The 22,246-nt window shown below is 45.8% G+C and carries 22 protein-coding genes; 12 read left to right on the top strand and 10 right to left on the bottom strand.

Translation table 11 applies throughout. The features are described from left to right. The first annotated feature begins 88 nt into the window (after window positions 1-88). Window positions 89-1,021, top strand: coding sequence for a helix-turn-helix domain-containing protein (locus tag LZZ85_RS02395; RefSeq protein ID WP_237868329.1), 933 nt, complete (start codon window positions 89-91; stop codon window positions 1,019-1,021). On the opposite strand, the gene LZZ85_RS02390 is transcribed toward LZZ85_RS02395, so the two are convergent. Genes LZZ85_RS02390 through pxpB form a run of 4 tightly spaced genes read right to left on the bottom strand, consistent with a single transcriptional unit; the run spans window position 1,018 to window position 4,611 of the window. Next, the gene (locus LZZ85_RS02390; RefSeq protein WP_237868328.1) at window positions 1,018-2,220 is read right to left on the bottom strand and encodes an NRAMP family divalent metal transporter; all 1,203 of its coding nucleotides are present in this window, start codon (window positions 2,218-2,220) and stop codon (window positions 1,018-1,020) included. The genes LZZ85_RS02395 and LZZ85_RS02390 overlap by 4 nt on opposite strands. Then, window positions 2,201-2,956, bottom strand: a complete 756-nt coding sequence (locus LZZ85_RS02385; protein ID WP_237868327.1) for a 5-oxoprolinase subunit PxpA — start codon at window positions 2,954-2,956, stop codon at window positions 2,201-2,203. The genes LZZ85_RS02390 and LZZ85_RS02385 overlap by 20 nt, the downstream gene beginning before the upstream one ends. Further along, window positions 2,928-3,923, bottom strand: coding sequence for a 5-oxoprolinase subunit C family protein (locus LZZ85_RS02380; RefSeq protein WP_237868326.1), 996 nt, complete (start codon window positions 3,921-3,923; stop codon window positions 2,928-2,930). The genes LZZ85_RS02385 and LZZ85_RS02380 overlap by 29 nt, the downstream gene beginning before the upstream one ends. After that, entirely contained in the window at window positions 3,904-4,611 is a 708-nt protein-coding gene (gene pxpB, locus LZZ85_RS02375; protein ID WP_237868325.1) for a 5-oxoprolinase subunit PxpB, read from the bottom strand. Before pxpB ends, LZZ85_RS02380 begins: the two co-directional genes overlap by 20 nt. A gap of 40 nt (window positions 4,612-4,651) precedes the next feature. Here pxpB and LZZ85_RS02370 point away from each other — a divergent pair, with 40 nt between their 5' ends. From LZZ85_RS02370 to LZZ85_RS02350, 5 genes are all read left to right on the top strand, one after another. Continuing rightward, entirely contained in the window at window positions 4,652-5,683 is a 1,032-nt protein-coding gene (locus LZZ85_RS02370) for a radical SAM/SPASM domain-containing protein (protein ID WP_237868324.1), read from the top strand. Between the two features lie 276 nt (window positions 5,684-5,959). Further along, window positions 5,960-6,445 (top strand): DinB family protein, encoded by a 486-nt coding sequence (locus LZZ85_RS02365; protein ID WP_237868323.1) that lies wholly within the window; start codon window positions 5,960-5,962, stop codon window positions 6,443-6,445. Window positions 6,446-6,881: 436 nt separating this feature from the next. After that, window positions 6,882-7,019 (top strand): hypothetical protein, encoded by a 138-nt coding sequence (locus LZZ85_RS02360; protein ID WP_237868322.1) that lies wholly within the window; start codon window positions 6,882-6,884, stop codon window positions 7,017-7,019. 323 nt (window positions 7,020-7,342) lie between these two features. Continuing rightward, window positions 7,343-7,795 (top strand): MarR family winged helix-turn-helix transcriptional regulator, encoded by a 453-nt coding sequence (locus LZZ85_RS02355; RefSeq protein ID WP_237868321.1) that lies wholly within the window; start codon window positions 7,343-7,345, stop codon window positions 7,793-7,795. A 113-nt stretch (window positions 7,796-7,908) separates the two neighbouring features. Continuing rightward, a complete protein-coding gene (locus tag LZZ85_RS02350; RefSeq protein ID WP_237868320.1) occupies window positions 7,909-9,117 on the top strand; it encodes a glycoside hydrolase family 10-like protein in 1,209 nt (402 codons plus the stop codon). A gap of 66 nt (window positions 9,118-9,183) precedes the next feature. Here LZZ85_RS02350 and LZZ85_RS02345 read toward each other — a convergent pair whose 3' ends face one another. Then, entirely contained in the window at window positions 9,184-9,543 is a 360-nt protein-coding gene (locus tag LZZ85_RS02345) for a hypothetical protein (protein WP_237868319.1), read from the bottom strand. 110 nt (window positions 9,544-9,653) lie between these two features. Between LZZ85_RS02345 and rpoN the strand changes: the two genes are divergently transcribed. Further along, complete coding sequence (gene rpoN, locus LZZ85_RS02340) at window positions 9,654-11,141, top strand: RNA polymerase factor sigma-54 (protein ID WP_237868318.1); 1,488 nt, start codon at window positions 9,654-9,656, stop codon at window positions 11,139-11,141. A gap of 353 nt (window positions 11,142-11,494) precedes the next feature. Further along, on the top strand, window positions 11,495-12,739 hold the full coding sequence (locus LZZ85_RS02335; RefSeq protein WP_237868317.1) for a GDSL-type esterase/lipase family protein: 1,245 nt from the start codon (window positions 11,495-11,497) through the stop codon (window positions 12,737-12,739). Here the strand turns inward: LZZ85_RS02335 and LZZ85_RS02330 are convergent, their stop codons facing one another. Next, a complete protein-coding gene (locus tag LZZ85_RS02330) occupies window positions 12,740-12,955 on the bottom strand; it encodes a general stress protein CsbD (protein WP_237868316.1) in 216 nt (71 codons plus the stop codon). A 240-nt stretch (window positions 12,956-13,195) separates the two neighbouring features. Here LZZ85_RS02330 and LZZ85_RS02325 point away from each other — a divergent pair, with 240 nt between their 5' ends. Next, window positions 13,196-14,512 (top strand): tetratricopeptide repeat protein, encoded by a 1,317-nt coding sequence (locus tag LZZ85_RS02325; RefSeq protein ID WP_237868315.1) that lies wholly within the window; start codon window positions 13,196-13,198, stop codon window positions 14,510-14,512. Between the two features lie 351 nt (window positions 14,513-14,863). Here the strand turns inward: LZZ85_RS02325 and LZZ85_RS02320 are convergent, their stop codons facing one another. The 4 genes from LZZ85_RS02320 to LZZ85_RS02305 form a co-directional block, all read right to left on the bottom strand. Beyond that, window positions 14,864-15,409 (bottom strand): YceI family protein, encoded by a 546-nt coding sequence (locus tag LZZ85_RS02320; RefSeq protein ID WP_237868314.1) that lies wholly within the window; start codon window positions 15,407-15,409, stop codon window positions 14,864-14,866. 25 nt (window positions 15,410-15,434) lie between these two features. Next, a complete protein-coding gene (locus tag LZZ85_RS02315; protein WP_237868313.1) occupies window positions 15,435-15,908 on the bottom strand; it encodes an OB-fold protein in 474 nt (157 codons plus the stop codon). A 190-nt stretch (window positions 15,909-16,098) separates the two neighbouring features. Beyond that, window positions 16,099-17,130, bottom strand: coding sequence for a recombinase RecA (gene recA, locus LZZ85_RS02310; RefSeq protein ID WP_237868312.1), 1,032 nt, complete (start codon window positions 17,128-17,130; stop codon window positions 16,099-16,101). Window positions 17,131-17,278: 148 nt separating this feature from the next. Beyond that, window positions 17,279-17,983, bottom strand: coding sequence for a hypothetical protein (locus LZZ85_RS02305; protein ID WP_237868311.1), 705 nt, complete (start codon window positions 17,981-17,983; stop codon window positions 17,279-17,281). Window positions 17,984-18,140: 157 nt separating this feature from the next. On the opposite strand from LZZ85_RS02305, the gene LZZ85_RS02300 reads away from it, so the two are divergent. The 3 genes from LZZ85_RS02300 (at window position 18,141) to LZZ85_RS02290 (ending at window position 22,064) form a co-directional block, all read left to right on the top strand. Next, the gene (locus LZZ85_RS02300; protein ID WP_237868310.1) at window positions 18,141-18,659 is read left to right on the top strand and encodes a glucosaminidase domain-containing protein; all 519 of its coding nucleotides are present in this window, start codon (window positions 18,141-18,143) and stop codon (window positions 18,657-18,659) included. 189 nt (window positions 18,660-18,848) lie between these two features. Further along, a complete protein-coding gene (locus LZZ85_RS02295; protein WP_237868309.1) occupies window positions 18,849-20,192 on the top strand; it encodes an SGNH/GDSL hydrolase family protein in 1,344 nt (447 codons plus the stop codon). Window positions 20,193-20,423: 231 nt separating this feature from the next. Next, the gene (locus LZZ85_RS02290; RefSeq protein WP_237868308.1) at window positions 20,424-22,064 is read left to right on the top strand and encodes an MBOAT family O-acyltransferase; all 1,641 of its coding nucleotides are present in this window, start codon (window positions 20,424-20,426) and stop codon (window positions 22,062-22,064) included. The last annotated feature ends 182 nt before the right edge of the window (window positions 22,065-22,246 follow it).

The following is a 22,246-nucleotide window of genomic DNA, read 5'->3' as shown; positions in this document are numbered from 1 at the left end:
TTTGAAATCGCGCAAAATAATCCCATTCAATAAACTTTTTTAATACCCATCTAAAGATATTTGATAGATAGAAACGCGTTCAAACGGAATGATTCCTGAACTAACCTTATCCGGTGGTCAGACTGTTCAGCTTGTTGCATCATCTCTCAGAAAGTTTAAAGGTGCGCGACTGCCCGGCAGTAATTACTGGTGCGCAGAAGGGACAGCATTTGCCGCAGATTTCCAGGAATACGATCAACCCGATTTCAGGATCAGCTATAGAATTTTCCAAACATTTAAGAATGCGCAACTTTCTTTCTCTATAAAAGAAGACAGTGATCGCTGGCGAATAGAGATCATGCTCGATGGCACAGCACAGGTAAATGATCTGCAAAACGGCGGCACAACAATAAGGGCTGGTCAATACCGCGTCACAAAAGACAATGTATCTGTCTTTAACATTTCCCCGGACGCCCGGTGCCGTTATCTTAGTGCCTCAATGATCATGGATGAGGCAGATGCAATTCAGATCGGAAAAACTGCCGGCCAGATCATGACCCTTCCGGCAGGTATGCAAAGGCTTTGCAGTGACCTGTTGTTCAACAAGTATCAACCCACTCTCCATAATTTTTATTATGAGAACTCCGTCCGCGAACTCTTCTTTTCACATCTTTCCTTACAACCCTCATCGTATGATCATCTTTCTGCGGCTGAATTAAATGCTGTATATGAAGCAGACAGGATCATTCGTGAAAACCTCCTTCAGCATTTTTCTATCCAGGACCTGGCAAGGAAGACCGGTACAAATGAATTCAAATTAAAGAAAGACTTCCGTTCAGTTTTCCATGTAGGTATGTTTGGCCACCTGATGAACCTGCGGATGCAGTACGCATTAGAGCTATTGGAAACAACACCAATACTGATAAAAGATATTGCCGAAAAGGCCGGCTATGAAACGGTTGCGGGATTTATTACCGCCTTCAGAAAAAAATATGGACTTCCTCCCGGAGAATGGAGAACAAACAAACCGGATAACTATTAGAACATTTTGTGTATCGTTTCCTGGATAGCTATACCACCCATCCATCCCATTACTGCCACAACCGTCCACCCGGTCAACTGCATCCAGACCGGATGTTTATAATCCTGCATGATACGTGGCTTTGTTGCCGCAATCAACATTATCGATAAGGCAATGGGGAGGATCAGTCCATTCACAGCACCGGCAAGCAGCAGCAGCTCTGTTGGCTTTCCCACAGCAACAAACACAAACGTTGTGAGGATGATGAAGATCGAAATACAGAGCCGTTCATGTTTCTGCAATGAAGGATGAAATGTTTTGATGAACGACACGGATGTATAGGATGCTCCGATCACCGAAGAGATTGCCGCGCTCCATAATACAACGCCGAATATTCTTAACCCGATCTCGCCGGCCGCAAAACCAAATACCGTTGAGGCCGGGTTATTCCTGTCAAGCACCGCTCCCTGAAGTAGTACGCCAACCGTTGCAAGGAATAGTACAAAACGCATCAGGGTAGAAATGGCAATTCCCTGTATTGCACTTCTGTTCACCTTTCCAAGATTTTGTTTGCCTTTTATACCGGCATCAAGCAGCCTGTGTGCTCCTGAAAACGTAAGATATCCTCCAACTGTTCCCCCAACGATTGTTACGATTGCGGCAACACTGATCTTCTCTGGAATTATCGTATGATGTATGGCTGTTGCCAAAGGCGGATGAGCACTGAACGCGATGAAAAGCGTTAACAGGATCTTTACCGTTCCAACGATCTTGGTAAAACCATCCAGCATTGACCCGATCTCTCTCGCCCAGAAAAGTAAAAGCGCAAATACTGCGCTGATCATTGCACCTTTTTCAAAGGACATTCCCGTTAGAACATTCAACCCCAGCCCACAACCCGCAATATTGCCGATGTTAAATGCAAAACCGCCTAATACGACCAGTACAGATAAAACATAACCGAGGCCTGGCAGTAGCTTGTTGGAGATATCCTGCGCCCGTAGCTCACTTGCCGCAAGGATCCTCCAGGTATTCAGCTGCGCACCAATGTCGATCAGGATTGATATAAGAATAACAAAGCCAAAGCTGGTCAATAGTTGTTGCGTGAATACGGTTGTCTGCGTGAGAAATCCCGGGCCGATGGATGAATTCGCCATCAGGAATGCGGCACCCAGGCCGGCACCGCCCCATTGCTTGAACTTAAAAAGCTTTGATGGCAACAGATTGATCTTTTAGTGTGTGATGAATTCTTTTTGCAAACTCGACCGCGTGTGCTCCATCACCATGTATGCATATCGTATCTGCAGAAACAGGGATCTGCTTGCCGGAAAAGGCCGTGATTGATTTTCGCATGATCATTTGCAGCACCTGTTGCAACGCCTCCTCCTCATTTTCGATCATTGCACCGGGCAAAGACCGGGAACGAAGACTGCCATCCTCCTCATACCGTCGGTCGGCAAACACTTCACTTGCTGTTTTCAACCCGAGCTTATCCGCCTCGATAATAGAACAGCTCCCGCTCAAACCCATCAGTACCATGGACGGATCGATATCTGCAACAGCCTGCGCGATCACCTTTGCAAGACGGACCTGCCTCGCAGACATATTATACAACGCTCCATGCGGCTTGATATGTTTTACAGAAGCGTTCTTACCCTTTGCAAGTTGGATCATCAACCGGAGCTGGTCCTGCACCAGGACATAAATTTCGTTCAACGGCAGCTGCATTTCACTTCTGCCGAAATTCTCTTTATCGGGAAACGAGACATGAGCGCCTATGGAAACATCATGCGCCATGGCAAGTTCTATCACCGTGTTCATCGTATCCATATCTCCTGCGTGATAACCGCAGGCAATATTTGCAGAGCTGATGTAAGGCATCAGCGCGGCATCATTACCGACACCTTCACCCATATCGCAGTTGATGTCAATGACCGGCATGAATAAACCATTCAAGTTTTAATTGACAGGCATACCTGATCTGGTGCAAATGCTGTTGTTGCCTGCGATAAAGCACCTCCGCCATACTGTAGTCTGTTATCCGGAAACGCAACTTTTCTGCGGGGGAAAGCTGCGCGAGTCTTGAATGATGAGCAGATATAACGTGCGCTATCCGTGGGTAGCCCCCTGTCGTCTGATGATCTGCCATGAGAATGGTGAGCTGTCCATTCGGCAGTAACTGGATCGTTCCAAACGTAACGGCAGTGGAGATCATTTCCTCCCTGTTCTGCATCTCAAGAGGATCTCCCAGCAACCGGTAACCCATCCGGTCCGACTGAGGTGTAAGGGTAAATGTTTTACCCGTGAGACTGAGTTGCGACAATTCCGTTAGACCCGAAAACTCCCTTCCCGGTAAAATATAGATCTCATCAACCGGCTCTTTTTCCCAAAAGTCTGACGCGCGCCAGGGTAGTACACGAAACTCATTTCGCTCCAGATAAGATTGCCAGTCGACCGATGAATTCAGCCTGATCTCGTCATCTGTTGACAAGGGTCGTCCGGCGTGACCGCCCGCCCCCGCTTTAAGATGCGTACTGTAACTATTTAGCCATTTACCGATATTCATTCCGCCTTCTATGGCGAGGTAGGCGCGAGCCCCCTGGTTCAGGCGTTCGAACTGGAGAATGCTGTATTTATTTACGAGGATCGGCTGATAGCAGGGTACAGGTTCTCCATTCAGAACAGCCGAAAAATTGGCGCCACATATTGCGATCAATGATGGTTGCTCAAAGAAAAGGGAGGCCGCGGGAAAATGCATTTCCAATACAGGCTGTGCAGAATCATTTCCTACCAGCGCATTTGCCAGCTCTGCAGAAAAACGATCCATCGCGCCAGACGCATTGATCCCGATATGCTGCCAGCCATATCGCCCCTGATCCTGAACAGTGTCCAGCACCCCTGATTTAATGATCCTCAAATTCATCTTTACTGATTGAAACGAATTTTATGATATCGCCCGGCTTAAGAAGCGTAAGCGGTTCACGGTCTTTATCAAATAATTTCAGCGGAGTGCGGCCGATGATATTCCAGCCTCCCGGCGATGACAGGGAATAGATCCCCGTTTGCCGGCCCGCAATTCCCACACTTCCCGCAACTACCGGGCTTGGCTGCATTTTTCTTGGCATTGCGATCCGTTCATCGGTCTCCCCGAGATAGGTAAATCCCGGCAGAAAGCCCAACAGGTATACACGATACGGAGCAGCCTGATGCAGATGGATCACTTCCTCTACAGAGAGATTTCTCTCCCGCGCCAGCATCTCAAGATCCGGGGCCAAAGAGATATCGTAACAAACAGGCACGACCACTTCCCGGGAAGGAATGATCTCTTCATAATCAAGTTTCCTAAGGCGCTTATCCAGCAATTCCCCCATCCACTCAAATACCGTCTGCTCCGCAGGCCGGTGGCGGCTGCAATACAGCAGATCATAATGCACGCTCAGGGAGCTGTATGCCGGCACCGCTTCTACCATTCCCGGGAGGGGAGTAAGTTGAAGCTCATGATATAGCTTCATCACAGCACTATTCAACTCCGGGCTGATCCTGCTGCCAAAATCCACTGTCATCGCAGAATCCCCCAGCGGAAAAATATGATATGGAATAGTTAAACTCATTGAAAAGCATTTGAAGATACCAACTTAACTTTACTCCCGGATGGCCAGAGTGAATAGAAACGATAGTATCAATCTTTTATCCAAGCTCACCCCCCGGCGGGCCTGGAATGGGTTAAAAGTACTGAGCAGTTATTATCTCAGCAAATGGACGAAAAAAGCTGTTCAATGGGGCATGCCCGTGTCTATTTCTTTTGAACCCACCACATCCTGCAATTTACGCTGCCCGGAATGCCCAAGCGGACTTCGGGCATTTACCCGGCCTACCGGAATGCTGCAACGCGATTTCTTCAGGGAAACGATCGATCAGTTACATAAGGAACTCCTTTATCTCGTGTTCTATTTCCAGGGAGAACCATATCTGAATCCTTCTTTCCTGGATATGGTGAAATATGCCTCTGAAAAAAAGATCTATACCGCCACTTCCACCAATGCTCATTACCTCACTGATGCCAATGCAAAACGGACCATTGAAAGCGGGCTCGACAGGCTGATCATATCAATTGACGGAACCACACAGGAAGTCTATCAGCAATATCGCGTGGGTGGACAGCTTAAGAAAGTGCTGGAAGGTGCCGCAAACATTGTGAAATGGAAGAAAGAATTGAAAAGCAAGACACCGTTTGTGATCTTTCAGTTCCTGGTAGTGCGTCATAACGAACATCAGATCGAAGAAGTGAAAAGGCTGGCAAAAGAGATCGGCGTCGACGATGTCTGGTTTAAAACAGCACAGGTATACGATTTCGAAAAAGATCCCAATCAGCTTATTCCCACTATCGATAAATACAGCCGCTATCGCAAAACATCAAAAGGCACAGAGTTCAAAGGCAAGCTGGCCAATCAGTGCTGGCGTTTGTGGCATGACCCGGTGATCACCTGGGATGGCCTCGTTGCTCCATGCTGCTTTGATAAAGATGCACAACACAGGCTGGGAAACCTTCGGGAAAGATCATTCAAAGAGATCTGGAAAAACGGAGAGTACACAAAGTTCCGTACACAAATATTGAAAGGCAGGAAGAATATCGATATCTGCGCAAATTGTTCTGAAGGAACAAAAGTTTGGAGTGACGATTAAAATATCCCACTGCGCTGACACCCCCGTGTTGTAACATCATCCTGAAGTGCCCAATAAGAGAATACACATATCTGCCGGCACGATCATCGCTGAATTGTCCGCATTATATTTAGTTAAAATGCATTGGAGAAAGATTCGGTTGTACTAATTACTTAACTTTAGCGTCTGTTTTCTCCTTATTCACGGCGTAAGTTTGAAATAACGGGAAACGGATGATGATCGTTCATAACCACCGTCCATACTCTATGAATTGCCACACAAGTCAAAGAGTTTACCATGCAAATGCCATCTTCCATCTCCACCCGGTTACAGTATCAGCACAAGTCGTTAATAGAACTGATCGACGGACTATCAGATGATCAGATCAGGATGCAGATCTTTCCCGGAAAGTGGTCTATTTTTGAGAACATTGTACATCTCGAAACCTATCAGCACACGTTTGTCCATCGCGTACGGCAGATGCTTGAAGGAGGAAATCCTTCATTTGACGTGTATTCCGCAGAAGGCGATCCGCTTTTTCATGAGCATGTGATCAAATCATCGCGTGAAATAATCCAGGAACTGCTTAGTGTCCGCAAGGAGATCTCTTCAGGCATGCTCAGCTTTAATGAAACTGACCTGGCAAGAACAGGTAATCACCCGGTCTACGGATCGATGCATATGATCCAGTGGCTTAACTTCTTCCTGTTACATGAAGCTCACCACCTGTTCACCATCTTTAAGCTTTCCGCTGAATTGAAGAAGAATCCTGGTCAACACTAGAAATCTACCTGCCGGAAAATTTTTCATACACCAGTGTGTAGAAGGAAACAAAACCCTCGCAGAAAGGGCGGACGAAGTTAGTAAGCAGTTGCATGTTGATAGTTGAGACTGCAAAGGACCCGATTTTAACAAAGCAAGACAATACCACTCTCCGGGTATTTAAAGATTTCGGCTACAAGGTTCTTTATGCGTCAATCGCTCATTGGTCCTGGAGGTAAATACAGTGAGCTTTTGTTAACTGGCTTCCGATCGAAGGACCGGAGATGTTCCGTCATTAAATTTCAGCTTAAGATCAGTTTTTGTTGACCGGGCAGGCGTCGGAATGATCATAGATAGAATAAGCATTATGCCCATAGCCGCGCCCGGCGGTATTTCTTTGGAACACCCGCCTGTTAATAGTTGCTAAAGGCCATTCCTTGTGTCCCATCAAAAAAATATGACCGCGAACGAAGAATTTCTCTCTGTCACCTTATCATCATACAAAAGAAGTTGCGTATTTCCGGAGAAGAAGAATACGGCCAGGCAAATGATCATTGCAATAACGATCTGCACCGGGTTTTCCTGGTATACCTGAAAGTCAAACAGATCCGGCAAAGCCCAACCCCTGATGAAAACAGATACGCAGAAAGCATAAAAAGAAGATACTTAGTATAACAGTTGTGGCATATCAGATCATAGAATTCCAGAAAAGATAGATGCAGACACATTTTCCGGAAAGTTCTCCAGAGATCAAAAAATCCTAATTTCGGTGCGGAATGAAGCGGGCACCCGGATCCGGCCAAATTCAGGCCCTTATTGGATTACATCGATTTTTTTGGGAAGTCAATGTTATAACATTAATTTTGTACTTCCTTCCGGAACTGACGCTTTATTATTTACTACTTTAACCTTATGACTATGGGCATCGACCAGGACATACAAACGAAATTTCGCAGCGACTACCATAAAGCGGCAGTTAACCTGATCTACACTTTTAACTGGATGTCTGAGCAAACAAAAGAGATTTTTGCATCGGCAGACATCACCCCTCAACAGTTCAATATTCTCCGTATTTTAAGAGGAAGTCTTCCAAATCCATTGTCCACGCTTCAGATCAGGGAGCGAATGCTGGATAAGATGAGTGATACCAGCAGGATCGTCGACCGGTTGATCGCAAAAGGTCTGGTGAAAAAGGGTACCTGCAAGTCAGACCGGCGCCTGGTGGATGTAATGATCACTGACAAGGGAAAGAAAGTGCTTGAAAAGCTGGATACCCGTCAGGACGAAATGGACAATGTTCTCGCCAACCTCAGCAAAAAGGAAGCAGCGACCCTCAGCGAATTGCTGGATAAACTTCGCGGAAGCAAGTAAGCAACAAAAAGTTAAAGAGTCTCTTCGGGCTCTTTTTTAATTTTTAATTTTGACTTTTTACTTAGTCAGTAACCACCAATGGCCTAGTTTTGTATTTCACTTGATTTACAACAATGAAGCTGTTTTTTCTGACCCTTTCTTGCCTTTTCTGCCTGTCCTCATTCGCCCAGCCCGAATACGAGTTCCGTGGTGTTTGGATAGCAACTGTTGATAATATCGACTGGCCTCCGCGTGGCGTAAGTAATCCCGCCGAGCAAAAAGCCAGTTTTATTCAGTTGCTGGACATGCACCAGCGCAACGGCATGAATGCCGTGATCGTTCAGATCAGACCTGCGGCAGACGCGTTTTATGCATCACCTTATGAACCCTGGAGCCAGTGGCTGACGGGGATCCAGGGGAAGCCGACGTTCCCTTTCTATGACCCGCTTGTTTTTATGATCGAAGAAGCGCATAAACGGGGAATGGAATTTCACGCCTGGCTAAATCCCTATCGCGCAAACTTTAATATCCGCACAGCGTCCATCGCCCCGGACCATGTTACACGCACGCACCCTGAATGGTTTCTTACTTATGGAGATAAGAAATATTTTGACCCCGCAAATAAACTCGCACAGGAGTTCGTGGTCAATGTCGTCCGCGATATTGTGAAGCGGTACGATATAGATGCCATTCACATGGACGACTATTTTTACCCCTATCGCTTACCAGGCAAGGAATTTCCCGATGCTTTATCGTATAAAAGATCAGGCAGCACCCTCTCAAAAGATGACTGGAGAAGAGCGAATGTTGATTCCATCATTGAAAAGATCAGCATAGCCATTAAAGCCGAAAAACCGTATTGCAAATTCGGGATCTCTCCGTTCAGCGTCTGGCGCAATGCTTCGCAGGACCCTGAAGGAAGTGATACAAAAGCCGGTGTTACAAACTATGACGATCTCTATGCAGATATTCTTCTTTGGTTGAAAACCGGCTGGATCGACTATGTGGCCCCGCAATTATACCTTGAGATCGGTCACAGTAAGATCCCTTTCGAAACAATGGTTGATTGGTGGAATAAGCATAGCTACGGCCGGCACGTTTATATTGGCCACGGCATCTATCGCTTCTATGAGAACAGCGCTCCCTGGAAAAGGCCCGCTGAGCTGCCGAACCAGATCAATCTCGTCCGCGAATACCCCGAGATCAAAGGAAGTGTGTTCTACAACAGCTCTTCTTTCAAACGAAATCCCAATAACTGGAACGATAGCCTTCGCACTAACTATTATAAAACCGCAGCTAAGATCCCGGTTATGGATTGGCTCCCCGAAAAACCCAGGAAGTAATCCCTCAAATAAAAAGCGGCATTTCGATCTTTCTCGAAATGCCGCTTTTCTTTTCAAGATATGTCATCAGGGCTTGAATGCGTTCGGTTTGCCTTCCAAATAATCTGTATACGCCAACGACCCCAACCGGAATCTCAACGGTATTGATGTCGCTTTCTCAAACTGCCACTCCTTCCTGCAAAAGAAACTCTCAGGAATAGGCGCTCTCAACAATATCCTCGGCTGGCTTATCATATCAGGCTTTCCCCACATAATCGTCTTCTTTCTAAGCAAATGCGCACCGTCTTTTCCCTCCAGGAAACGCCTTTCGATCGTCTTTTCCAAGCCCCCGGTAGTCAAGTTTTCCACATTTTTATCTTGTGCAAAAATTTCCCCATTTAAGAGGAGAATGATCACAACAAACAAACAAATGGATCGTTCCGCCATGTCGTATTCCTTTGTTTTGTAAATTTACGGCCTGATTTTTGATAAACGGCCGGATTTTTGTCTAAGTCTAATGCCTTACACATTTACCAGCCACTAAATGTCTGAATATTATGGCCCTTAGCCAAACGTTACAGCAGAAGCTTTTACAAAAATTATCGCCTCAGCAGATCCAGTTGATGAAACTGCTGCAAGTTCCGACCGCGAACCTCGAAGAACGTATCAAAGAGGAGCTGGAGGAAAACCCTGCACTGGAACTCGACGACGAGAAGCATGATGATAATGCAGATGAGTTGAAAGACGAGTTTACCGATACCGGTGATACAGAATACGAAGAAAAGAGCGGAAGCGAGGATGAGTATGATAATATCGATGTAAGCGAATATGTCCATGATGGAGATGATGATGTTGCCGATTATAAATTGCGCGACGATAATTATCCTGACGAGGAACAGAAGCAGATCCCGTTTAAAACGGAAGCGAGCTTTTATGAGACCCTGTTGAACCAGCTGGGGCTTTTAAAACTCAGCGAGAAGGAGCAACGTATAGCTGAGCAGATCGTTGGAAGTATTGATGAGGACGGCTATCTGCGCCGCGAAACATCTGCGATCGTGGATGATCTTGCATTCCGTCAGAATGTTTCCGCTACAGACGAGGAGGTGGAGGCGATCATTCAACGGATCCAGCGGTTTGATCCTCCCGGAGTTGCTGCACGCGATCTCCAGGAATGCCTGCTACTACAGCTGCAACGTCAGAAAGACGAAGGCCGCGATGTTGATACCGCAATCATGGCGATCCGCCGGTACTTCGACGAGTTTACCAAGAAACACTACGAAAAGATCCAACGAGGGCTCAATATAGATGAGGACCAGCTGAAAGAAGTAATGCAGCAGATCATCCGCCTTAACCCCAAGCCGGGCGGTAATGTTGGAGGTATCAATAAAGCGGAAAGCTATGTTGTGCCGGACTTCTTTATTATGAACAATGGCGGCAAACTGGAACTTACCCTCAATTCAAGGAATGCACCGGAGCTACGCATCAGTGAAGGGTATCGCGATATGATGAAAGAATATGATCGCGGAGCAAAAAAAGACAAACGCCAAAAGGAAGCCGTCTTATTTATCAAGCAAAAGATCGATGCCGCAAAATGGTTTATTGATGCCATCAAACAGCGCCAGCATACATTGTTGAGCACGATGACAGCGATCATGAATCATCAGCATGACTTTTTCCTGACCGGAGACGAAACAACACTCCGCCCGATGATCCTGAAAGATATTGCTGAAAAAACAGGGCTTGACATTTCAACTGTAAGCCGCGTGGCTAACAGCAAATTTGTGCAAACTGAATTCGGAACGTATCGGCTTAAATTCTTCTTTAGTGAATCCCTGAGCACAGATAGCGGAGAAGAAGTGTCTACCCGTGAGGTGAAGAAGATCCTTAGTGACCTGATCGAAGGCGAAAATAAAAAACGCCCGTTGAGTGATGAACGATTGACGGAATTGTTGCAGGAGAAAGGATACAATATTGCGCGTCGTACTGTTGCGAAATACCGGGAGCAGTTGAATATTCCGGTTGCTCGTTTGCGTAAAGAGCTGTAGTTTGGCATTGATACATGTTTTTTGACGGAAGATCTCCGTTATTTTCCCGCCGATTCCGTGGTTTTTCCCATGGTTTTGGCTTGGCTGGAACTGATCTTTACAGTGTCATTGATTAGTGATCTGAAGATTAAGGTAAAGATCGTAGCAACTAGCTTAGCAACCGGGATTCGGTAAGGGAATACGTGTAAGTATGGCGGGAGTGATTCTGCCCTAACAATATTTCTATAAACCCAAACATCCATCGGCAGGTTGGTGGCGGGGGAGGGAGGGCCCGAAGGGCTGCTGGCGGTGTCTGAAAAGGACTGCCTCCACGATACTCCCACTCTTCATCCATCATCCTCCAACCCGACTGAATGATCCTCCGCCTACTCTATACCCTCGCCCTCGCCTGCATCATCCATCTCAACGGCTTCTGCCAGCGAATTCCCACAGACGATCACGCACTCGCTCAACGATACCCCTTCGTCAGCGCTGTCTTCAACCGCATTTTTAATAACACCAGCCTCGACTCCTTCTACCAAAAACTTTATACCCTGAAAAAAGATAGTAACTCCGTCGTTTCCATCGTGCACATCGGAGACTCACATATTCAGGCCGACTTTCTTTCCGGAACGGTCAGGAAAAATCTGCAGGACTTCTTTGGAAATGCAGGCCGCGGACTTGTATTTCCATACCAGATCGCCCTGTCCAATGCACCACAGGATATTATCAGCTCCTCCAGTATCCGTTGGCAATTTAATCGCGTCGCTCACCCTGAAATACAAATAAGTTCCGGTATCTCCGGATATGCTATTACCACCACCTCAGAAGCCGCAAACCTGCGTGTTTCATTGCGTACCAGCTTCACCGAAGGTCTACAGGTTTTTAATAAGATGAAGTTTTTCCTTGATACCAGTGCAAACACCAGCTGGATCTTCCAGGCAGATAATCTCGATATTCCTCATACCTTATCACGTGAGTCAAATGACTCATCGGTCTATCGGGAAGTTGAACTAAAACAGCCTATTACCGGATTCACGCTCACCAGTCTTCCTACCAGTGAGCCAAAAGCCTTTTATGGGGTTTCTCTTGAAAATTCCGCACCTGGCATTCTCTATCATACGATAGGTGTGAACGGAGCCCGTTACGATCAGTACAATATTGCACCATTATTCTGGAAACAACTGCCGGCGCTTAAAGCAGATCTTTATATTATTTCCCTTGGGACGAATGAAGCACAGCGCGCCAGCTTTTTCGAAGCAATGTTCCTCAAAGACCTCGAAACATTTTTGGAAAAACTCCGTCAAACATCCCCCGGAGCCTCTATACTTATTACTACGGCCCCGGATTCGTACCGGCAGCGACGTGCCTCAAATGCAGTTTTGCAGTCACTCAACAAATCACTCTCTGCCTATTGCAACAAAAAATTTATTCCTCTCTGGGATCTCTATCGCATCACCAATGGTTATGGCTCTGCCTATAGTTGGTCCAGGCGCGGCCTGATGAGCCGTGATAAAGTACATTTCACGGCTGATGGATACCGCTTGCAGGGATCTTTACTTTTCAACGCCCTGGCAAAAGGTTTTAATGATTATGTAAGTTCGTTGGGTGCCCCTTAGCTAGGATGCACGGTTTTTCGTGTGCGCAACACTTTCTATCCATCCCTTGACCTCTTCCTCTGTTTTATGCATTTTTTTGGCCAGCCTGCTGATCAGTTCATCCTCTTTACCCGGCTCTAGCATAAGATCAGCATCCGTAAGGTCATAATTCACTTCCTTGATCTTTTCCTTCACCTCCGGCCAGGGCGTTTCTAAGTTTAACTTTTGCTTACTCATACCACATAATTTCTTTTAAGAAAACAATATTCGGGCCGGAGGGGCACACCCGTCATGGGGTAACAGAAGCTCACTTTCAAACAGACGATATCGCGAATGGTGTAAATAATGATTTCCGGTGAAACCCGCCCCAGTTCGTTGACATTAACCCTGTTGTTGACTACGTAGCTCCGTCACTTCAAAGGGGTATTGCAGGACCGATCAATGGAGACTATTTTTCGCGCGTAATAACCACACCTCATGAAATCCTTTTTGGTAGCATGCCTGTTTTCCCTGCAGGCATTTGTAACATCTGCTCAATCTGATTCCGAATGGACGGCAGTTATGACCCAGAGCTCACTTGGTCAGTCATATAACGATTTTAAGACCCTTCCTGAATTGGAGACCTATATTCGTGAACAGGCACAGAAAAGCCGGGTCATAAGCGAGGTCGTATACGCCCGCGGAAGATGGCATGCTGTCGCAACTGAAACAGCTGTAAAAACAAATATCCGGTGGAAATGGGACGAAGCCTTTCCTCAATCCTGGATCAAACAGCAGTGGGACGACGATAAGTATATAACCAAACTTACCTACGGCGATGATCAATGGCTCGCGATCATGACAGATCAAACCCCATTCGTTTCTCAAAGCTGGGCAAGCCGGGAAACATGGGAAGAAGTGATTGAATTCGCCCGAGGCAAATGGAAAGAAGACACCAAATTCAATATTACCGATATCGCCTACGGCGATGGCAAATGGTATATAGTAATGTCCTTATTGAAAACCTACGAGGCCCAGTCCTTCAAACACAGTGAAGATTTTCCAACAGATTGGATCAACGAGAAATACAAAGACAATTATAATATTACCTCCGTTGAACATGATGGATTCGAATGGCATCTCATCATGACAAAACATACTTCACTTCTTTCGGAAACCATCTTCAACCCGCAAAAGGATTTTCCATCAGCGAAGATCAAAGAGCAATGGGACAAAAACCGTCGTATCAGCACGCTTGCCTTTTCCCGTGATATGTATGAAATGGACGACTTCGAACGCTTGCAGCTTTTCGGAAACCGCGAGAACTTAGATAAGAACTTAAGAACAAACAGGGAAAAAGCCCAGGAACAGCTTAACGAGAAAAACTATCCTGAAGCGATCCGCTTATATAAGGTTGCCGTAGCTGACGGCAATACAGATGAAACTACTTACAACAACCTCTCATGGGCTCAGTTCCTCAATGGCAACTGCAACGAAGCCCTGGAGAATGCCAACAAGTCGATCAACGTTAAGAGCACTTCCTTTAACAATCACACGAAAGGATCCATCTTAAAATGCCAGAACAAATGCGCAGAGGCGCTTAAATTCTATGACGAGGCGATCCGCCTGTACAGAAAGGAAAGAGAAAAATTTACCACCTCGGACTACTACGCTGACAGGGCTGCGGTAAAAAGATGCCTTGGCAATTACATTGGTGCCATTGAAGATATTGAACTGGCCCTGAGCATTCAACCCGGGGATAATACTCTAAAAGCGACGCTGAAAGAGTTGAATACACTCGCCGGAAATAAATAATAACCCGTGACCCGCTCGCAGATGAAATCGCAAATTGCCTGATCAGCTTAATCTCCATTCCTGCAGGCAGGAGCACGGTCGCTGAATCACCAGTCATTTTTAGTCCAATAGAGTAAAAGATTCTCTGCATTCGGCAACCCGTATCGTCACAGATCGCGATCTGCTTCAACGAGCATCCTCTTAGCAGTATCGTACAGAACGCAGGAGAATACTTAGCGAACTTTGCAGTCACTTTGCGCTCTTTGCGATACTCCTGTGCCGGCAAATAGAAAAGAGGTTGTCTCATTTTTGAGACAACCTCTTTTCGTCAACCCGCCAGGCTTTTACAAAGCGGGCAATTATTTTGCAGGCTTATTTGAACTCAGCGCTGACAGTTACTTTAGGTTCTTTTGCAACTTTGCCACCATCAATAGGAGCACCGGTAATACCAAAGTCAGCAAGTTTGAAAGAGAAATTAGAAGTAGCAGTTACAACCCCGCTTTTTACTACGATCGTAGCCGGAGCTTTTACTTTTTGCTCAACACCTTTTACAGAAAGAGTTCCTTCAACGTTCGTGTTGTAAGTACCATCTTTTGCGAAGTTAACTTTAGATGCATCAAGTATGTTTCCTTTGAAAGTGAACGTCGGGAACTTATCAGAGTTCAGCCATTTTTCACCATTGAAATGTTCCTGGATAGTAGGGTTAGTGAACGCGAAGTTTTTAACAGTAGCTTCGAATGCAACAGTACCAGCTTTAGCATCAAGAGCAGCTACTACAGTTTTGTTTTCTGCTTTAGGCAGAGCGTCGATCGCTGTGCTTGCGTCGAAGGCAACAGTAGCCGAAGTGGTAGTTTTTTTCTGAGCGAAGAGGCTGCCGGTAATAGCTACCAATGCTAACGCGAGGATAGTTTTTTTCATGATTGTCTTTTTAATTGGGGGTGTTTTATTTTTTGTCTTTATTTAAAGCGCTTCTTTTGAAGTCGATCTTCTCAACGCCAAGAATTTCACTGAACGTTCCTCCGCTGCAGGAGCCTTTTATGGATACAACATCACCTTCTTTGAGCGTTTGTGCTTCAGCAGCATGCTGTTCCTGGAAAGCGAAAATGACATAGGAACTTGTAGTTGTATCAATAAATTTTACGTTCACTGTGCTCGAATCGGCTGGCTCAATGGCAGAAATTGTGCCATTTACCGTGATGATCTTATCCCGGTATTTCGCGTTCGCTGCGCTATCGTTATCATGAAATTCACGAATGAAATCCAGTGCGTTAACGGTGTAAGCAGCTTCCCGGTCATTGGTATCGGCAAACTTTTCCGTTGCTACATACCAGTAAATTCCTGCGCCTATAAGAATAAGGGCCAGGACAGTCAAAAGTATCCGCTTTTTCCAGGGATTCTTTTTCTTAAGAGGGATCATACATTTAATTTGTTCGGTTTAACGGCTTACCAACCAAATGGTTCACCGAATTGGTAGACAAATATACAATGTTTAAACATTGAAATATATCTTTTTAATCTTAAAATAAACAAAAAAGCTGTCCACCTTTAGGCGGACAGCTTGTATTTACTAACCCATTTACAAACTAAAAAGCTTGTGAATGAGTATTTTATGCTGATTGTACTTCTTTGATCTTTTCGCGGATCTTAGCTTCGATCTCTTTCGCCAGTTCCGGATTATCGATCAAAAGCTGTTTCACTGCTTCACGGCCCTGACCAAGTTTATCGCTATTGTAGCTAAACCAGGATCCGCTTTTCTGTACGATGCCTAATTCGACGCCCATGTCAATGATCTCGCCGTTCTTTGAAACACCCTCACCGAAGATGATATCAAACTCAGCAGCTCTGAAAGGTGGCGCAACTTTATTCTTAACGACCTTTACTTTGACACGGTTGCCTATCGCCTCATCTCCGTCTTTGATTTGTGAACTGCGACGGATATCCAGTCTTACCGAAGCATAGAACTTCAGCGCGTTACCACCAGTAGTTGTTTCAGGGTTTCCGAACATCACACCGATCTTCTCACGAAGCTGGTTGATGAAAATACAGATGGTATTTGTCTTCGCAATGGTTGCAGTCAGTTTCCGCAAAGCCTGGCTCATCAATCTTGCCTGCAGACCCATTTTGCTATCACCCATCTCTCCCTCAAGCTCCCCTTTTGGAACCAGCGCAGCTACTGAGTCAATCACCACAACATCCAGTGCGCCGGAAAGGATCAGACGATCCGCGATCTCCAGGGCCTGCTCACCATAATCGGGCTGCGAGATCAAAAGGTTATCCACATCAACACCAAGCTTCTGCGCATAGGAACTGTCAAAAGCATGCTCAGCATCGATGATCGCACACATTCCACCCTTCTTTTGTGCTTCTGCAATCACATGCGTTGCGATAGTTGTTTTACCAGAAGACTCCGGCCCGTAAATCTCAATCACACGGCCTCTCGGTAAACCACCGATACCTAATGCCACATCCAATCCAATAGAACCGGTAGATACGACCTCCTGGGTCACTTCTCCGCGCTCATTCATCATCATCACACTCCCTTTGCCAAAATCCTTTTCGATCTTGTCAATAGTAAGTTTGAGCGCTTTCAACTTTTCACTGTTGTTTGACGTATCGGTTGTTTTTTCTGTTTTTGCCATGTCCAAAATTATGATTTACGTAGTGCCGGGCTAAAAATGTTATGAACAGAACAAAACTAAATGATTTAGCAATATCTTGCTAATTTTTTTTGGAACAGGGAAGAAAAAAAGAGTACGAGCCTTTCTTTGACATGGTCCGCCAGTAAGCTTACGGAAGAATTCCATCCGCCCAAACAGCTGCTGCCATAGACAGTACGCCGATCAGCAGACCCGTATAGATCTCCCTCGGTGTATGATCAGAAACGATCATTCTCGCACTGGAAACCAGCCCCGCGATCAACAATGATATAGAAAAGTAAATCGTGTAGTTGGTCGCTTCCCCCATCGCCATCATCCCTGTAAAACCCAGCATAATGCCCATTCCCATCGTGTGCATGCTCACCTTCATGTAAATATTCGCCATCAGACCCGCACAGGAAGCAATGAAGATCGCCATGGACAGGTACACCGCTTCCTTGGGGAAATCCGGCTGATGACGCAGGACATAACACATCCAGAAATAATAGAGGTTGGATGCTATATATGGAATGATCCGCTCCTTCTGCGTTTTGAGATAAACAGATTTCAAAAAGCCAAGCCCCTTCGCCAGCAATACTGTCACCAACGGAAAAAAGCTGTAAATAATAAAGAAACGGACCAGCGCTATCGCCTTCTCCGCCGGCGTGAACTGAGCGAACATATAGGCCTGCGTGTTCAGCAAAAGCCAGATAATATATACAGGAATGAACAACGGATGGAAAATATAAGACAGTACAATCGCTATGACCCTTAAAACCGTATTTTTCGGACGATAATCCTCCACAGTGATTTCCTTCAGTTCAATTCCGTCATCTGCCGTCAGCCTTGTTTCCATCCGTTCATTTTTTTGCAAAATAAAGCATTCAAAAGCATCCTTCCCGGGTATTTTACAGAAGGATATAGCTGATGGTCAGCCGCAGGTTTAATCATATACTATTATGTTTTCATGTATGATTGCAAAATAGCCAGTCGCGTACTATATTTACCGCCGAATGACGCCTGCGAAAAACATACTAACGAATGCCTGCCGTTCAAAACGGGCATTGCCTGTTCTTCTGATGCTTCTTTTGCTGAACTGCCAGGTGCAGGCACAATCGAAGTATGTGAAAAAGTATCGCCAGCTGGCGGACTCCCTTTCTGCAATATATGAGATCCCTGCCTCGATCATTCTTGGTGTCGCTATTGTTGAGTCAGGCGGCGGCAACAGCCGCAACGCCAAACTGCTTCACAACCATTTTGGCATCGTTGGAAAAAACAACCTTCTGAAAACAAAAGGTATAAAAAGCCGCTATAAACAGTACAGCAATGTTGCAGCTTCTTATGATGATTTCTGCAAACTGCTCTCCCGGCGCAAATTCTATCAGACACTTAAAGGCAAAACAGATTACCACTTGTGGACCGAGGCTATCAGCAAAACCGGTTATTCAGAAGCTCCGGCCGAATGGAAGAAAAGAATTAACGCCACCATCCGCAAGAATAAGCTTGCTACCGCTCCCCGTAAGGAAAGTTGATTTCGATTTTTAAATGACCGGCCTGATTGCCGTATACTAATCGAAGAAGGTAGCAGGGATCGCTCTGGCTGAAACGACCACCGCTCAACGATTAACACTTCACGAACAATAGGATATTGTAATTTCGACGTCTGCCATCGTTCATCTGACGCTGAACATTCGCAGGAAATTCCTTAAAAGGAGATCATTATGAATAGTAACCGCCGTGTTTTTCATTTCGTTCTGTATAGCGTGGGAATTCTTCTTGCCGTATCAATTGCCGGTGTGTTACTCGGCTTTAAGTGGTTGCCCTTTAACCGGGTCAACCTTGTATCTGATGTTTACAGCGCAAAGGACACGGCACAGGCGAAATTGGCTGATGCCGGCGATAGCATTACTGCCCCCGTGGTGATCGAAAAGCTGCCCAGTAAAGAGTTTATGCTTTACCAGCAACCCCGTCTGATCACAAATTTTAATGCTGATACAAACACCGCCTCTCTCCAGGGTTTCCTGGGAAAACTAAAGGCGCTGAAAAATGGCGAAAAACGGAAAGTAAGGATCGCCTACTTTGGTGACAGTATGATCGAAGGGGATCTGCTGACCCAGACTTTCAGACAGCTGATGCAGCAGTCATTCGGCGGTAGCGGTGTTGGCTTCGTACCCATCACTTCGCCGGTCTCGAAGTTCCGTCAAACCGTTTCAACATCAACTGCCGGATCCTGGGACGACGAAAATTTCAAAGATGCGAAGACCAGTCGCCTTTATCCTTCCGGCCATATCTTCCGGGGCAATGGCGCAACTGTTCAGATGACAGATCAAACGGTGAAAGACAGTGCCGTGATCCTGGAAAAGACATTGCTGTGCGGTGCTGTCAATGCAACAGTCAATATTGTAGCGAACGGGGTAAGCCTTGCAGTGAATACAGATAAACCGGTCAACCGCATTTCGCTGTCCAACGATGCAGGCCGGACCATTAAACTGGGAGTAAATAACCCCGAGCTGCCAGTCTACGGTATTTCGTTTGAGTCGGAGTCTGGCGTGATCGTAGATAATTTCTCCTTTCGCGGTATCACCGGTGTCGAGTTCTCGAAGATCGATTCTTCTTTTCTTTCCGCCGTTTCAGAAAACAACCCATACGACCTGATCATTTTCCAATATGGCGTGAACCTGTTATTCCGTCCGAATGATAAGAACTTCAGCTGGTATGCTAAAGTGATGCTGCCGGTGGTAAAAAAGATCCGGAATTGTTTTCCGGAAACCGATTTCCTCCTGGTAAGTACAGCAGACCGCGCTTTCCGCTATGGCGGCGAGTACAAATCTGCTATAGGTATAGATTCCCTTATTAAAGTACAGGCAGCGTTGGCATATGAAACCAACAGCAGTTTCTATAACCAGTTTGCCGCAATGGGCGGCACAAACTCCATTGTAGAATGGGCGAAAGCAAAACCTTCACTTGCCAATCAGGATTACGTACACCCCAATCACCGTGGCGCGGAGATCCTCGCCAACTACCTGTTTGATGCTTTTATAAGGGAGTTCTCCAAGATGAAGTAAGAGCCGAGCACAGGCGTTCGCCTTGAAATGTATCGTCATCACCCATTGATCATGCTTTGAATACACGACAGCCACTGCTCATGCAGGATCTTTCTTATTCCAGGTATCGTCTTCGATGGGCGCGGTCCGTCGTCTGTTCTGGTCAATTCAGTTTTATAACATACTTTTGACTTTTCATTCTAATAATTATTGATAATTGGCGTTTATTCGCAGTATAATGGATGAGTCTGTATGCCGTCATTTGATCTAGATGCTTTCTGGCGCCAGTTTTTGTACGATAAGGAACATCCATTATTGTTTAATAATGGCTTTTTCGTTTTCTTCTTTGCCATTTTTATCGCTCTCTATTATGGATTCCGGAACAAGATCAATATCCGGCGTTATATATTCTGCGCATTTTCCCTTTACTTTTTTTATAAGGCCAGCGGTGAGTTCGTCGCACTTGTTATTGTATCGGCCATTGTCGATTTCGTTTTATCCAATGCCATCTACCGGCAACAGCATAAACTCAAACGGAAGCTTTTACTGATCTGCAGTATCGTTTTTAATCTTGGCCTGCTGGTTTATTTCAAGTACACCGACTTCTTCATCTCGGTTAGTAATGACCTGCTTAAAACAGGGTTTAACCCGCTGAACCTCGTATTGCCCGTCGGCATCTCGTTCTATACTTTCGAGAACCTGAGTTATACGATGGATGTATATCGCGGAGAATTTAAGCCGGCCCGGAAATTCAGCGATTATCTTTTATTCCTCTCCTTCTTTCCGAAACTGGTGATGGGCCCGATAGTCCGCGCGCACGATTTCGTCCCACAGATCAATAAACCTTATGTGATCTCTGAAACAGACTTTGCAAAAGGGTTTTACCTGATCGTATCGGGACTTTTCAAGAAACTCGTGATCTCGGATTATATCACGTTGAATTTCGTGGACTATGTTTTTGACGATCCGTCCAGGTATACCGGGTTGGAAAACCTGTTTGCTGTATATGGATACGCCGTGGTGATCTACTGCGATTTCAGCGGTTATAGTGATGTCGCGATCGGGATCGCACGATGGCTGGGTTTTCATATCCCTACCAACTTTCTTTCGCCTTATCAAAGCAAGAACATAACCGAGTTCTGGCGTCGATGGCATATTTCACTGTCGTCATGGCTTCGCGATTACCTCTATATTCCATTAGGCGGTAACCGGAAAGGAAGTGCAGGCACCTGGATCTTTTCCTTATTGTTCTTTGCCGGAGTCTTTCTGGCAGGAGAACATTTGCTGAAAATGAACTGGTGGCAGGCATCGATCTTAAGTGCCGGGATCCTGCTGCTGTTCCTTCTTCCCGCCATTATCAAAAAAGAAAAGAAAGGTGTAGCTGCGAATATGAACCTCCTGACGACAATGTTACTTGGCGGGTTCTGGCATGGTGCAAGCTGGAACTTTATTATCTGGGGCTCGCTTCACGGTATATCACTGGCTGTACATAAGATCTGGATGCTGATCACCGGTAATGCGCTAGGAAAAGTAAATAACAAATGGTGGTATAATGCGATCGCGATCCTGATCACTTTCCACTTTGTTTGTTTCTGCTGGATCTTTTTCAAGGCTTCGGATTATGACTCAGCCATCTCAATGATCCACCAGATCTGGTATGACTTCAGTCTTACTGTCTGGCCGGCTTTCGCGAACAACTATTGGTCAGTGCTGGTCATGATGGGCGTAGCCTACATGATCCATGCGATCCCGGATTCTTATGCAGACCAGGTGATTGCCAGATTCAGGCGGATCCCGTTGATAGCCTACCTGGTTGTTTTCTTCGCGTTTGTGATCCTTTACGGCTATTTTAAGTCGGCTGAGCCGGTGATGCCGATCTACCTTCAGTTCTAAAAACCTTGCCTCACTGTTCCCTCAGCTCAGCAGATGAATTAAATGCGTCGGAAACTAATCAGCGGCATCTTGCGACCCGAAATGAATAAAAGCCCCGGATACGCTAAATTCTGCGTAAACAGGGGGAATCAACGCAGCCCAGCTAAAAATGATGTATCCTGCGGCCAGTTAACCTGAAAGTT

Origin of the sequence: Terrimonas ginsenosidimutans, from assembly GCF_022012415.1 — a bacterium.
In the GTDB taxonomy this organism is placed as follows: Bacteria; Bacteroidota; Bacteroidia; order Chitinophagales; family Chitinophagaceae; genus Terrimonas_A; species Terrimonas_A ginsenosidimutans.
Note: the sequence above shows the minus strand (reverse complement) of the source record. Positions and strands in the feature narration are given on the sequence as shown.

What these genes read in the sequence shown, in the direction of transcription:
- LZZ85_RS02395 (WP_237868329.1), top strand. Translation starts at nt 89, where the DNA reads ATGATTCCTGAACTAACCTTATCCGGTGGTCAGACTGTTCAGCTTGTT.
- LZZ85_RS02380 (WP_237868326.1), bottom strand. Translation starts at nt 3,923, where the DNA reads ATGAATTTGAGGATCATTAAATCAGGGGTGCTGGACACTGTTCAGGAT.
- pxpB (WP_237868325.1), bottom strand. Translation starts at nt 4,611, where the DNA reads ATGAGTTTAACTATTCCATATCATATTTTTCCGCTGGGGGATTCTGCG.
- LZZ85_RS02370 (WP_237868324.1), top strand. Translation starts at nt 4,652, where the DNA reads ATGGCCAGAGTGAATAGAAACGATAGTATCAATCTTTTATCCAAGCTC.
- LZZ85_RS02365 (WP_237868323.1), top strand. Translation starts at nt 5,960, where the DNA reads ATGCAAATGCCATCTTCCATCTCCACCCGGTTACAGTATCAGCACAAG.
- LZZ85_RS02360 (WP_237868322.1), top strand. Translation starts at nt 6,882, where the DNA reads ATGACCGCGAACGAAGAATTTCTCTCTGTCACCTTATCATCATACAAA.
- LZZ85_RS02355 (WP_237868321.1), top strand. Translation starts at nt 7,343, where the DNA reads ATGGGCATCGACCAGGACATACAAACGAAATTTCGCAGCGACTACCAT.
- LZZ85_RS02350 (WP_237868320.1), top strand. Translation starts at nt 7,909, where the DNA reads ATGAAGCTGTTTTTTCTGACCCTTTCTTGCCTTTTCTGCCTGTCCTCA.
- LZZ85_RS02345 (WP_237868319.1), bottom strand. Translation starts at nt 9,543, where the DNA reads ATGGCGGAACGATCCATTTGTTTGTTTGTTGTGATCATTCTCCTCTTA.
- rpoN (WP_237868318.1), top strand. Translation starts at nt 9,654, where the DNA reads ATGGCCCTTAGCCAAACGTTACAGCAGAAGCTTTTACAAAAATTATCG.
- LZZ85_RS02335 (WP_237868317.1), top strand. Translation starts at nt 11,495, where the DNA reads ATGATCCTCCGCCTACTCTATACCCTCGCCCTCGCCTGCATCATCCAT.
- LZZ85_RS02330 (WP_237868316.1), bottom strand. Translation starts at nt 12,955, where the DNA reads ATGAGTAAGCAAAAGTTAAACTTAGAAACGCCCTGGCCGGAGGTGAAG.
- LZZ85_RS02325 (WP_237868315.1), top strand. Translation starts at nt 13,196, where the DNA reads ATGAAATCCTTTTTGGTAGCATGCCTGTTTTCCCTGCAGGCATTTGTA.
- LZZ85_RS02320 (WP_237868314.1), bottom strand. Translation starts at nt 15,409, where the DNA reads ATGAAAAAAACTATCCTCGCGTTAGCATTGGTAGCTATTACCGGCAGC.
- LZZ85_RS02315 (WP_237868313.1), bottom strand. Translation starts at nt 15,908, where the DNA reads ATGATCCCTCTTAAGAAAAAGAATCCCTGGAAAAAGCGGATACTTTTG.
- recA (WP_237868312.1), bottom strand. Translation starts at nt 17,130, where the DNA reads ATGGCAAAAACAGAAAAAACAACCGATACGTCAAACAACAGTGAAAAG.
- LZZ85_RS02305 (WP_237868311.1), bottom strand. Translation starts at nt 17,983, where the DNA reads ATGGAAACAAGGCTGACGGCAGATGACGGAATTGAACTGAAGGAAATC.
- LZZ85_RS02300 (WP_237868310.1), top strand. Translation starts at nt 18,141, where the DNA reads ATGACGCCTGCGAAAAACATACTAACGAATGCCTGCCGTTCAAAACGG.
- LZZ85_RS02295 (WP_237868309.1), top strand. Translation starts at nt 18,849, where the DNA reads ATGAATAGTAACCGCCGTGTTTTTCATTTCGTTCTGTATAGCGTGGGA.
- LZZ85_RS02290 (WP_237868308.1), top strand. Translation starts at nt 20,424, where the DNA reads ATGCCGTCATTTGATCTAGATGCTTTCTGGCGCCAGTTTTTGTACGAT.